Consider the following 11734-nt stretch of genomic DNA (forward strand, 5'->3'; position numbering starts at 1 on the left):
ATAAGCAAAAAGTGTTCTCAAAAAATATAAAATTAAAAAATTTCAAATTTTTCGAAAAAATCTTTATCTTTTTTTAGAAGTTTTTTAGAGATTAATTTTTCAATAATATCCTTAGAACAATCAGTCATCAAAGGCCAATCTTTGTGATAATCTTCCAATCTTCCTTTACTAGTAGCATCAATACAGACATTATCTTTTTTTATAAAAATATCTCTTTTTGCATCAATGTTATTTACCACACGCCATACTAGCATGTAAGGATTATTTAAATTTACATTTTTATCAACAAAAACTAAAATTCTAAAATGTTTTTTATGATCTTGCAATCTTTCAAAAATTTTAAAAATTTTTTCTTTTTTGTCGATTGATATTACACAAATTGGAGCAAAAGTTTCTAAGTAGTATTGTTTTATATTTGTAACATTCTTATCTACACTTTGAAATATATTTAATAAATTTTCATCTGATATTTTATCAAGTTGAATTTCTTTTGGTTCTCCACAAGCATCAATTCCAGCTTTTCCACCAAAACAATAAGTACTAGAAGCGTGATCTAGTTGATCACAAATTCCTTCACTAATTAAAATTTTTGATTCATCAAAACGATTAAGTATATAAGGTATTAATTTCTCATAATCTTTTAATTTTGGAGCATTTTCATCTACAAAAATTGCATGTTTTACAAAGCTCATTTGACCTACACCCCAAAAAGCATGCATTATTTGTTGTGCGTGTGCTGGATATTGTGTTTTAATTTGTGCTAAAATGAGATTATGAAAAACCCCATTTTCTGGCATATTATAATCAATTAAATCAGGTGCATTAGTTTGCAATAATGGTAGGAAAATTCTTTCAGTACCAAGACCCATGTATTTATCTTCTAAAGGTGGTTTTCCTACTACGGTAGCTTGATATACAGCATTTTTCTTGGCAAATATATTTTCTACTTTTAATACAGGACAAGATTCAATAGGCGTATAAAATCCTGTATGATCTCCAAAAGGACCTTCTGAGGCAAAATCATTTGGATCGACAAAGCCTTCTATCACAAAATCACTATCATAAGGAACGTAAAGATTATTACTTTTACATTTTGATAAGATAGCGGGTTTTTTTCGTATAAAGCCATAAAGCAAAAGTTCAAAAATACCTTTAGGCAAAGGTGCTTGAGCACACCATATATATAAAGGATCACCTCCTATGGCGATACTAACTGGCATTTTTTGATTTGCTTTTTTATAATCATTAAAAAAAAGACTTGCATCTTTGTGAATTTGCCAATGCATTAGTAAAGTTTTTCCATCTACAACTTGCAAACGATACATACCAAGATTGTTTTGTTTACCATCTAAGCTTTGAGTATAAACTTGTCCCATGGTGATGAAAGGTGCAGCATCTTTTTCCCAAGTTTTTAAAATAGGAAGTTCGTCTAAAGAATGCAAAGTTTGATGAGTAAATAGCCCATCTTTTTTAATTCTTTTAGGTGGAATATTTTTCAAACCAAATAAAGTTTTAAAAAAATCAATTTTAGCACCAAAATTTTGTGGAATATGCATTTTAAGCAAGGAAGAAATTTCTTTAGAAATATCATTATAGGATCTTCCAAATGATAAATTTAAAGCTTTTTCGTTGCAAAATGTATTTAAAAGTACAGGATAATTGTATTTTTTATTATTTTTTATCGCATTAGTAAAGAGTAAAGCTTTTGAATTTTCTTTTTTTACTTCCAAATAAGCTAAATGCGCCATTTCAAGTTCTACATCTACTGGCTCATCAATAACTTTTAATAAATGATTTTCTTTTAAAATTTGTATAAAATTTTGCATTTAGATCATACTTTCTGCTTCTTTTAGGATATCTCTAGCTCCGTTTTTAATCATTTCTTTGGCTAAAGTTTTTCCAGCATTTTTATAATCTTGCTTTGAAATTATTATTTTTTCCTTTAAAATTTTACTTGCATCAGGTAATCCAACGATAGCTCGAATCTCTATTTTTTCTTCGATTATTTTTGCGTTAATCCCTATAGGAACTTGGCATCCACCCTCTAAAGTTTTAATAAAATCTCTTTCTATGTATGTTTCAATAAAAGCATTTTCATTATTAATACAATGCAATAAATCTAGAATTTGATTATTATCTATACTTTCGATACCCAATGCTCCTTGAGATGCTGCTGGTATCATTTCATCAAGTTCAAAAGCCTTTACAAATTTAATTTGTTTATCTAAATTTAAACGCTTAATGCCTGCTAAAGCTAGAATAATCGCGTCAAATTCTTTTGCCTTAAGTTTTTCAAGGCGAGAATTAATATTACCTCTTAATGAAATAATATTTAAATCAGGTCTTAAAATTAAAAGTTGCATTTTTCTTCTAAGGCTTGTTGTACCAACTTTAGCGCCTAAAGGTAGAGCTTTTAAATCTTTATAATATTCGCTTAAAAATGCATCGTTTGTTTCTTCTCTTTTAGAAATAGCTGCTAAGGTTAGACCTTCTGGAAAAAAACTAGGCACATCTTTTAGACTATGCACTGCTAAATGTGCTTGACCTCTTAGCATGCTTTCTTCAAGTTCTTTGGTAAAAAGTCCTTTTCCACCGATTTTAGCTAAAGGAGAATCAAGCAAAATATCTCCTTTAGTCTTAAAACCTTCTAATATGATATCTAAATGAGGGTGGTTTTTTAATAAACATTCTTTTATATGTTCGCTTTGCCACAAAGCAAGTTGGCTTTTTCTAGTAGCTATAATTAATTTCATTTTTTATCATCTCCAATGATTTCAACATCGATAATTTCATCTTCATGTGAATTATTTCGTGTATGTTTTTTTTGTTTATAAAAAAATTTTACTATCAAAATAAAAAGTAAAAGCAAGATAGCCAAAAAAGTACTTAAAATCCCTGGAATCAATAACAAAATTCCAACTATAGTTAAGGAAAATAGCTTAATCATGCCAAAAAAATTTGTATTTGTATTTTGCATGGTAATAAGATCAGTCCAAGTTTTTGTTAAAAATATAGCTCCCAAAAACATGCCCGCAAAAACTATCATAAAAAAATTTAAAAATCCAAAAAAAAATATAAATAAAATACTAACTATTAATTCTAAAATTAAAAATGCGCTTAAATTTGTTTTTGCTATCATAAAATTTTCTCTAAATATGGAATCACTTCGTTAGTTTTTAAAATTTGCTTTGTAAGATCTGTTCTGCGTATCAATTCTACTTCATCTTTTTCTAAACCTTTACCAATTACCAAAGCATAAGGAAAACCCATAAGTTCAAAATCATTGATTTTTACACCAAAACGTTCATTTCTATCATCAAGTAAAATTTCTTTATCTTTAAAATAGTCATAAATTTGATTAGCAAAATTATTTGCCTTTTCATCTTTAATGTTAGAAATTATAATATCGAGTAAAAATGGAGCTAAGGTTTGATTCCAAATACAACCTTTTTCATCGTGATTTGCTTCAATTGCTACTGCAACTAAGCGACTAACTCCCATTCCATAGCAACCCATTGTAAAAAATTGTGTTTTTCCATTTTCGTCTAAATAGCTTGCATTCATTGCTTGAGAGTATTTTTTTCCTAACTTAAATATATGTCCTACTTCTATGCCTTTGCTTTGTTTTAATTTGTGTTGACATTTTGGACACAAATCATTCTCTTTAATAGTAACTAAATCTTTAAAACGTTCTTTGTTTAAATTTACTACATTGATACCTATTAAATGATAATCTTTTTTATTTGCTCCAATAATCATATTTGTCTCATTTTCTAGCTCTTTGTCAAGGTAAAAATCAACTCCATGTAAATTTACAAAACCAATAAAACCAGGCACTAAACCAACATTTATAAGTTCTTCTTCATTAGCATCTATAAGTTCTAATGCATTTGCGGCATTTAAAGCTTTAGTTTCTTGTAGTTCATCATCTCCTCGAATAAAAAACACTACAATTTTTTCTTCATTTTCATAAATAGCTTTTTTCACCACAGCTTTGATGGTATAGTAAGGATTTATTTTAAAAAAATCAGCTAAGTCCTCTATAGTTTTTACATTTGGGGTGTGAAATTGCGTAGCAAAATCAGCTTGAGGTCTTTCATCTTCGCATATTTTTTTAGTTCTAGTGGCAGCTTCTATATTTGCTGCATAATCGCAATTTTCACATAATAAAATATCATCTTCGCCATTTTTAGCTAACACCATAAATTCTTTCGAGCCACTTCCACCAATAGCTCCACTATCAGCTTCAACAGCTCTAAAATCAAGACCTAATCTTGTAAGAATTTTGCTATAAGTTTCATACATTAGATTAAATTCTTTATCTAAATCTTCATCATTAGTATGAAAACTATAGCCATCTTTCATTAGAAATTCTCTACATCTTAAAAGTCCAAATCTAGGTCTAGCTTCATCTCTAAATTTCAACCCAATTTGATATAAATGTAAAGGGAGTTGTTTATAAGAAGTAATTTTATTTCTAATAAGAGCTACCATTGCCTCTTCATGAGTTGGTCCTAAAACAAAATCGTTATCTTTTCTGTCTTTAAATCTTAAAAGCTCTTTTCCAAAGATACTAAATCTTCCACTTTCTTTCCAAAGACTCGCAGGGGTGCTAAAACTTAAATTTACCTCCAAAGCCCCAGCACGATCCATTTCTTCTTTTACTATATTTTTAATTTTATCTAAGACTCTTTTTCCTAGAGGTAAAAAATTATAAAGTCCGCTACCAATTTGCTCTACAAATGATCCTCTTACTAAAAATATATGACTAGGTAAAGTTGCATCTTTTGGGTTTTCCTTAGAACTAACGGCGTATAATTTACTAAATTTCATTTTGATTCTCCAAACTAAATTCGCATTTATAGTGATTTAATCCTTCTAAATTTTCATTTTTTAGATCAAATACATAACGCATAGAGTTTATTACTGCATCATTTTGCATAGTTCCACTTAATTTTTTTAAATTAACACTTGGATGATGTAAAAAAGCATTTAAAACCTGATTGATCAATTTTTGTGCTTCTTGGTGATTTGAACTTTTTAAATAACCTTTATTAATAGCTTTTTGTAATTCTTTATGTGCGATTTCTTTAGCTTGCAAACGTAATTGTTTTACCAATGGCAAGGTTGCTAATTTACTTAGATATTTAAAAAAATCATTAGTCATATTTCCAACTATGGAATAAGCAATTTGTGCTTGATGTTCTCTAAGTGTTAGATTTTTGCGTACTACTTCTTCTAAATCATCTACTGCATAAACTACTATTTTATCACTTGTTTTAAGATCAATATCTCTTGGCACTGCTATATCAAAAAAGTATCTTGTATAGTTTTTTTCTTCCAATAACTCATCTATAATTATAGCATGCGGAGCATTGGTCGCTGAAAAAAATATCTCATAAGTATTTAAAATCTCTTTTAAATTTGCGATGCTTTCAAAATTAACATTGCTACCTAATTGTTCGGATAATTTTTTAGCTTTTTCCAAATCTCTATTTAAAATTAGCACTTTAGCTTTTGCATTTATTAAATGTTTGCAAGCTAGCTCACTCATTTCTCCTGCACCTATTACTACAGCAGTTTTGTTTTCTAAATTTATTAATTCTTTCGCTTTGGATACTGCCACAGAAGCTACTGAAATAGGATTTTTAGAAATTTCTGTTTGATTTCTTACATTCGCTGCACATTTAAAAGCATAATGCACCGCTCTAGTTATATTAACACCACATCTTTGCTCTTGTAAAGAAAATTTATAAGCATCTTTTAATTGTCCTGCAATTTGAGTTTCTCCTACAACTAAACTATCTAAGGAACTAGCTACAGAAAAAAGATGGTGTATGGCTCCACTATCCTCATAAAAATCGGCTTTTAAATTTAATTCTTCTTTATTTACATCACATAATAAACAAAGTGAATTTAAAACAAATTCATGAATTCCTTCACTATCTGCTAAAAAAATAAAAATTTCTACTCTATTACAGGTACTAAGCAATAAACTTTCTAAAATTTTATTATTTGAGTGTATTAATCGTAAAAATTCTCTTTTTTTATCATCATTTGAAAAAGAAAGTTTTTCTCTAGTTGCAATATCTGTATTTTTGTGAGTAAAACTTATGCAATAATAATGCATTAAAATTCCCTTTCAATCATATTTGTGATGATTTCTTCTAAATCTTTAATTTTATATTTTTCTATAGATTGTAAAGCATTATGAGCATATTTTTTTAATTCCAAATTAACTAAGTCTAAAACAGCATATTCTTGCATTTTATTTTTTATCCATAAAATTTCATCTTGATGCAAATTCTTTTTAAAAAAAGATTGTAAAATTTCTTTCTCATTTTGATTAAGTTTTTCATAAAGATATATATAAGCAAGAGTAGTTTTACCTTCTTTAAAATCACTCATAGTAGGTTTTCCTAAAATTTTTTCATCACTTTGTATATCAAGCATATCATCAACTATCTGAAAAGCCAAACCTAAATTTTTTCCATATTGTGCAAAATCATATTCATCAAGATTTGCCAATATTGCTCCACATCGTGCACTTGCTTCAATCAATACTGCTGTTTTATTATAAATCATTTGTAGATATTTATTTTTATCAATATTGAAATTTTGAGATAAATTTACATCCATTAATTCACCAATAGAAAGTTTCACAACAGCATCTGATATTATTTTTGCCAAGTTAGTATCGATTGTAGAAAGCTCATAAAAAGCTTTAGAATACAAAATATCACCCAACATGATGGCGTTTTTTGCTCCAAAACGTGCATTGATTGATTTTACCCCTCTTCTTAGATTAGCCTCATCAATCACATCATCATGTAATAAGCTAGCACTATGAATTAATTCAATAATTGCGCAAATTTTATAACTTATTTGACTTTTTCCAGCTATTTTTAAAAGTAATTTAGAACGAAGTTTTTTGCCACTTTTTAGTTCTTGAGACATTGTTATAATAGGCTCGTAAGATAATTCAGATAAAAATTTGTGCATATAAAAATCTATTTCTTGCACTATACTTTCCTTATTTTATTTGCGGTATTTTATTAAATTTTGCTTTATTTTTAGTTAAGAGGAGGTTTTCTAGGGTCTAAAAATTTAACCTCAAGTTTTTTATCCTTATCTTCTATATATACACTAAAAATAGCTTCACCTTTATTATAATTTGTAAATTCTAAAATCAACCTTGCTCTATCAATGTGAGGATTAGTATAATCAGGAACTAAAGTTTGATCTACCCAATTTAAATTCCTTCGCAAAGACATAACAAACTGCCTTGGATATTTTTTATATTTTGAATGAACTATAATATTAGTTTGATCAAACAGGGTCCATGAAAAATCAAAAAAATATATTTCATCAGGATAATCTAGCTCTTTAATTTGCACTCTAGCTTTTTCATCTTTTTTTAAAGTAAATTTATAGGTGTAATCAAAAAAAACTTCAGCTTTTAGCAAACAAAAAGACAAAAATAAAGCAATATAAATTCGCAATTTTATCCTTCATGACCTAAAATCTGAGCACTAATTCCTATATAAAAATCATTCTTTCTTTCATCTATTAGCAAAGAATTTTCCATTTGAAAATTTGACACATCGTTTTCATTTAAATTTTGTTTTTCTAAAAGTTCTATCATAGCGATGTGATCGGCTAATAATTGATCCATAACTTTTTCTAAAGCACCTAAATTTGCATGTTTTATAGTTTCTATAAATTTTTCTTTTGGAGTTTTGGCAAACATTTCATCAAAAATATCCATTTCTTTACTCTCCTATAAATTTTTTAATTTTTACCATAAGACTATTTTTATCATTAGCCTCATATTCTTCTTTTATATCTTGTTGCCATGATACATTTATATAGTCTATTTTAGCATTTTTGGCACAAAGTTTATCTTTTAAACTATCACCTATAAAAATACTTCTTTTATATTTTGCTTCATCAATAATCAAATTGAGCATCATAGGGTTTGGTTTTGGTTCTATACCATAACTTACTCCTAAAATTTTATCAAAATAAGATAATATTTTATGTTTTTTTAGAATCGGAACTAAACTTTCTTGTGGTGCATTTGTAGCAATGGCTAAGTAACAATCATTTTTTTTACAAAAATCAAGCACTTCAACAACTCCATCAAAAAGAACTACACTTTTATCATAATGTTTTAGAAAATATTTTTCATATCCTTTTTTAAAACTTGTGTGAGAATATTGCGTAATTCCATATAAAATTTTTGCATAATCTTGATCAGGGGTGTTTATAGTTTTAAGTACAAAGTCCCTATCTAGTGGAGTCAAATTTAAATCCATCCTAATTTCATTAACCGCACAAACAATAGCATTAGCACTATCAATCAAAGTGCCATCCATATCAAAAATTACATTTATCAAATTTCATCCTTAAAATTATTTTTATATTTTTCTTTTTTGTAGCTTTGTTGTTTTTTTAATTTATGTAAAGTATTGACTTTGTTTAATAATTTTCTTCTATCTAAAGTATTGTCAAGACAATCATTAACAAAATTTTCCAAAGCTTTAGTATAGGTTGAATCTAAAAAAACTACTTGAATTTTTTTAAAAATTTGAGTATTTTTTTTCATTCTTTCTTGAAAAAGACTTAAATCAAAATCATCTCTTTTTAAAGCGCTTGTAGCTGAGTTGGCAAACTTTTCCAAAGCTCTTATATATTTGATTCTTAATACTTTTTCATCATTTTTCATTCTACAGCACCGGTATTAATTCTACATTGTAAAGCTTCTTGAACTAAATTTCTAGCAATAGAAACTTCTTGATTTATAATATGCAAATTTTTGTCAGTATGAGGAAAAATAATTTTAGAACCACTACCGCTAGTTTTTAAAACAGTTTGTATAGGTTTTTTAAGATTAGAAAGCACTTGATATAACATTTCAAGCTTTGCTTCGTTGTTAATGGTAATGATTGCAACAGAACATTCTTCTATGTTCGCTATTTTTAAAGTTTCAATTTGAGCTACATTTGCAAAATAAACATTTTCATTTCTACTGCGTCCAAGTTCGACTAAATTTAAGTCACTTTCTAAAACTACATATGGAATACCTGTTTTTTTAATTTTTTGAACTACTTCTTGACCTAATCTTGCATAACCAAAAATGATAAAATGATTTTTAATTTTTTGATCACACAAATAAAATTTAGCCATATCTCCTTCTTCACCTTGGGCAACATCTGCTATTTTTCTAATATTATTTAAGATAAAAGGTGTTGCTATCATAGTAGTAATGGAAACTATAATAAAAATCTGTGCAGTTTTTTCATCAATTAAAGTATGTACTTGCATTAATGAAAAAACAGCTAATGCAAATTCTCCTATTTGAGAGACACTTAAAGCGGTTTTTAAAGCCACTCTTTTTCTTGTGTAAAGCTTTAAAAGTCCATAAATTACTACAAATTTAACAAATAATACCAAACTTACAAAAGAGCATATTAAAAACCAGTTTTCAAAAACTAGATGAAAATCAATTTGCAATCCAACGCTTACAAAGAAAAATCCTAAAAGTAAATCTCTAAAAGGAATTAAATCTGCTTCTATTTTGTGTTTATATTGAGTTTCTGCTATAAGTGCTCCTGCTACAAAAGCTCCTAATGAATAAGAAAAACCAAAAAAATGCGCTAAAAAACTAGCACCTATAACAGTAAAAAGTATAGCAGCAATAAAAATTTCATTAGCATTAGTTCTAATAATAAATTTTAAAATATAAGAAAAAAGATATTTTCCTATAAAATACAATAATACAAGTAAGATGACTGCACTTACTAAAGTAGTAAAGAGTAGTTTATAAATATCAGCATTCTCAGAACTAAAAATATCTATCATTATAAGCAAAGGAATAACTGCTATATCTTGAAAAAGAAGTATCCCTAAAGCTTTTCTTCCATATTCTTGATTGATATCGCCATTATCATTTAATATCTTTAATACAATAGCCGTAGAAGATAAAGCAAGTGCAAATCCTGCTATCATAGCAATATGGCTTGCAACTCCTAAAACATAAGTAACTAGCAAAGTACAAACTAAACCACAAGTTAGCATTTGCAAACTTCCATTTAAAAATACTTCTTTTTTCATAGCCAAAAGATGTTTAAATGAAAATTCTAAGCCTATAGTAAACATTAAAAATACTATACCAAATTCTGCTACGTGAATGACGATTTCATTTGTACTAAAACCATAAAATTCTCGTACAAATAAACCTGTAGCTATGTATCCTATGATCGTGGGAATACCAAATTTTTTTAGTATAACATTTAAAACTACCGCAACCGCAACCGCAGTTAAAAATAAGGTTAAAAATTCTTCCACTTATTGTCCTCTTTTAACTGCATTATTTAATTTTTTCTAAAAATATTAAATCAAAATTACTTCTGTGTTTTACCACCGCTCTTGATTTTGAAGGATTCTCTTTTTTATCAAGTTCTAATCTTAATTCTTCGATAGTATTTTCAAATTCATCTATTTTTGTTTTGAGTTTTAATATTACATCTACACCGGCTAAATTAACACCCAAATCTCTTGTAAGACGCAAAATCATTTTAATTCTATCTATATCTTTTTGAGAATAAAGTCTCATTTTTCCATCTGTTCGACTTGGTTCTACCAAACCCTCTCTTTCATATTGTCTTAAAGTTTGAGGATGGATACTTAAAACTTTAGCTACAACGCTAATTAAGTAAACTGGTTCATCATAACTATGCTGCATATTTACTCCTTATGGTAGTTTTTCTTCTAAAATTTTTAAAAATTCAGGATCTAAGGCATTTGTATCTGGCAACTTAACATTTAAAATTAAATACATATCTCCATAAATATCTGTTTTTCTATTTTGCACCCCATAACCTTTAAGTCTTATTTTTTGATTATTCTTAGAATTTGGTGGTATGGTAACTTTAACTTCTTTTCTTGGAGTATTTATGCTAATTTTATCTCCAAAAAGAGCAGTTTTTAGACTAATTTCTATATTTTTATATAAATCATCATCTTCTCTAGTATATTCATCGCTTTTTTCAAGTTCAATTTTTAAAATTAAATCTCCTCTTTGGCCATTTGAATTTTTTCCTTTATTTCGCACGCGGAGCTTTTCCCCATCTTTAACACCGTGTGGAATCTTTATTTTTATTTGCTCACCTTGTATGGATATAGTATGTTCTCCACCTAAAATTCCTTTTTCAAATGGAATTTTAATACTAGCTTGTAAATCCAAGTCCTCTTCAAAACCACCAAAACCACCAAAACCGCTTCTAAAATTATTATTAGAGCTAAATCCTCCAAAACCTCCACCAAAAATATTTTTTAATATATCATTTATATCAGCTCCACCTGCATTTCTTGAAAAATCTTGAAAACTTTGTCCTCCAAACATAGAATCGCCGTATCTATCATATTGACTTCTTTTTTTTTCATCACTTAGTATCTCGTATGCAGCATTTATTTCTTTAAATTTGTCTTCAGCTCCAGCTTCTTTGTTGATATCTGGATGATATTGTCTTGCTAGGCGTCTATACGCTTTTTTGATATCATCAGTACTTGCATTTTTAGAAACACCTAAAGTATCGTATAAGCTATTACTCATTTTTATATCCTTCACTTTAGTTTTTAAAGTATGTATTATATCAAAAACTTTAGTCTAAGTCAATCAACTTTTATAAGTTATAAAGCTAAAGGTTTCATTTACAATTATGTAAAAATA

General features: G+C 27.8%; 13 protein-coding genes. All 13 read right to left on the reverse strand.

Features of this window, described 5'->3' with window-relative positions; genetic code table 11:
* Positions 1 to 32 precede the first annotated feature (32 nt).
* From CINS_RS03690 to CINS_RS03750, 13 genes are read right to left on the reverse strand one after another with little or no spacing between them, the layout of a single operon-like run.
* A complete protein-coding gene (locus CINS_RS03690; protein ID WP_039649948.1) occupies positions 33 to 1826 on the reverse strand; it encodes a menaquinone biosynthesis decarboxylase in 1794 nt (597 codons plus the stop codon).
* Positions 1827 to 2753 carry a hydroxymethylbilane synthase gene (gene hemC, locus CINS_RS03695; protein WP_039649950.1) on the reverse strand — a complete coding sequence of 309 codons (927 nt, stop codon included), beginning with the start codon at positions 2751 to 2753 and terminating at the stop codon, positions 1827 to 1829. It lies immediately after the preceding gene.
* Positions 2750 to 3139: an FxsA family protein gene (locus CINS_RS03700; RefSeq protein WP_039649953.1), complete on the reverse strand. Its 390-nt coding sequence runs from the start codon at positions 3137 to 3139 to the stop codon at positions 2750 to 2752. Before CINS_RS03700 ends, hemC begins: the two co-directional genes overlap by 4 nt.
* A complete protein-coding gene (locus tag CINS_RS03705) occupies positions 3136 to 4833 on the reverse strand; it encodes a proline--tRNA ligase (RefSeq protein ID WP_039649955.1) in 1698 nt (565 codons plus the stop codon). Before CINS_RS03705 ends, CINS_RS03700 begins: the two co-directional genes overlap by 4 nt.
* On the reverse strand, positions 4823 to 6130 hold the full coding sequence (gene hemA / locus CINS_RS03710) for a glutamyl-tRNA reductase (RefSeq protein WP_039649957.1): 1308 nt from the start codon (positions 6128 to 6130) through the stop codon (positions 4823 to 4825). The genes CINS_RS03705 and hemA overlap by 11 nt, the downstream gene beginning before the upstream one ends.
* Positions 6130 to 7023, reverse strand: a complete 894-nt coding sequence (locus tag CINS_RS03715) for a polyprenyl synthetase family protein (protein ID WP_039649959.1) — start codon at positions 7021 to 7023, stop codon at positions 6130 to 6132. The genes hemA and CINS_RS03715 overlap by 1 nt, the downstream gene beginning before the upstream one ends.
* Positions 7024 to 7073: 50 nt before the next feature.
* A complete protein-coding gene (locus tag CINS_RS03720; RefSeq protein ID WP_069107215.1) occupies positions 7074 to 7508 on the reverse strand; it encodes an exporting protein in 435 nt (144 codons plus the stop codon).
* Entirely contained in the window at positions 7505 to 7768 is a 264-nt protein-coding gene (locus tag CINS_RS03725) for a DUF2018 family protein (protein ID WP_039649964.1), read from the reverse strand. Before CINS_RS03725 ends, CINS_RS03720 begins: the two co-directional genes overlap by 4 nt.
* A 4-nt stretch (positions 7769 to 7772) precedes the next feature.
* Positions 7773 to 8399, reverse strand: coding sequence for an HAD family hydrolase (locus CINS_RS03730; protein ID WP_039649966.1), 627 nt, complete (start codon positions 8397 to 8399; stop codon positions 7773 to 7775).
* Entirely contained in the window at positions 8396 to 8728 is a 333-nt protein-coding gene (locus tag CINS_RS03735) for a hypothetical protein (protein ID WP_039649968.1), read from the reverse strand. The genes CINS_RS03730 and CINS_RS03735 overlap by 4 nt, the downstream gene beginning before the upstream one ends.
* The gene (locus CINS_RS03740) at positions 8725 to 10350 is read right to left on the reverse strand and encodes a glutathione-regulated potassium-efflux system protein KefB (protein WP_039649970.1); all 1626 of its coding nucleotides are present in this window, start codon (positions 10348 to 10350) and stop codon (positions 8725 to 8727) included. Before CINS_RS03740 ends, CINS_RS03735 begins: the two co-directional genes overlap by 4 nt.
* Before the next feature lie 22 nt (positions 10351 to 10372).
* Positions 10373 to 10747, reverse strand: coding sequence for a heat shock protein transcriptional repressor HspR (locus CINS_RS03745; RefSeq protein WP_039649972.1), 375 nt, complete (start codon positions 10745 to 10747; stop codon positions 10373 to 10375).
* Positions 10748 to 10756: 9 nt separating this feature from the next.
* The gene (locus tag CINS_RS03750; RefSeq protein WP_039649974.1) at positions 10757 to 11617 is read right to left on the reverse strand and encodes a co-chaperone-curved DNA binding protein A; all 861 of its coding nucleotides are present in this window, start codon (positions 11615 to 11617) and stop codon (positions 10757 to 10759) included.
* Between the last annotated feature and the right edge of the window lie 117 nt (positions 11618 to 11734).

The organism is Campylobacter insulaenigrae NCTC 12927, assembly GCF_000816185.1.
Taxonomy (GTDB): Bacteria; Campylobacterota; Campylobacteria; order Campylobacterales; family Campylobacteraceae; genus Campylobacter_D; species Campylobacter_D insulaenigrae.

What these genes read in the sequence shown, in the direction of transcription:
- CINS_RS03690 (WP_039649948.1), bottom strand. Translation starts at nt 1,826, where the DNA reads ATGCAAAATTTTATACAAATTTTAAAAGAAAATCATTTATTAAAAGTT.
- hemC (WP_039649950.1), bottom strand. Translation starts at nt 2,753, where the DNA reads ATGAAATTAATTATAGCTACTAGAAAAAGCCAACTTGCTTTGTGGCAA.
- CINS_RS03700 (WP_039649953.1), bottom strand. Translation starts at nt 3,139, where the DNA reads ATGATAGCAAAAACAAATTTAAGCGCATTTTTAATTTTAGAATTAATA.
- CINS_RS03705 (WP_039649955.1), bottom strand. Translation starts at nt 4,833, where the DNA reads ATGAAATTTAGTAAATTATACGCCGTTAGTTCTAAGGAAAACCCAAAA.
- hemA (WP_039649957.1), bottom strand. Translation starts at nt 6,130, where the DNA reads ATGCATTATTATTGCATAAGTTTTACTCACAAAAATACAGATATTGCA.
- CINS_RS03725 (WP_039649964.1), bottom strand. Translation starts at nt 7,768, where the DNA reads ATGGATATTTTTGATGAAATGTTTGCCAAAACTCCAAAAGAAAAATTT.
- CINS_RS03735 (WP_039649968.1), bottom strand. Translation starts at nt 8,728, where the DNA reads ATGAAAAATGATGAAAAAGTATTAAGAATCAAATATATAAGAGCTTTG.
- CINS_RS03745 (WP_039649972.1), bottom strand. Translation starts at nt 10,747, where the DNA reads ATGCAGCATAGTTATGATGAACCAGTTTACTTAATTAGCGTTGTAGCT.
- CINS_RS03750 (WP_039649974.1), bottom strand. Translation starts at nt 11,617, where the DNA reads ATGAGTAATAGCTTATACGATACTTTAGGTGTTTCTAAAAATGCAAGT.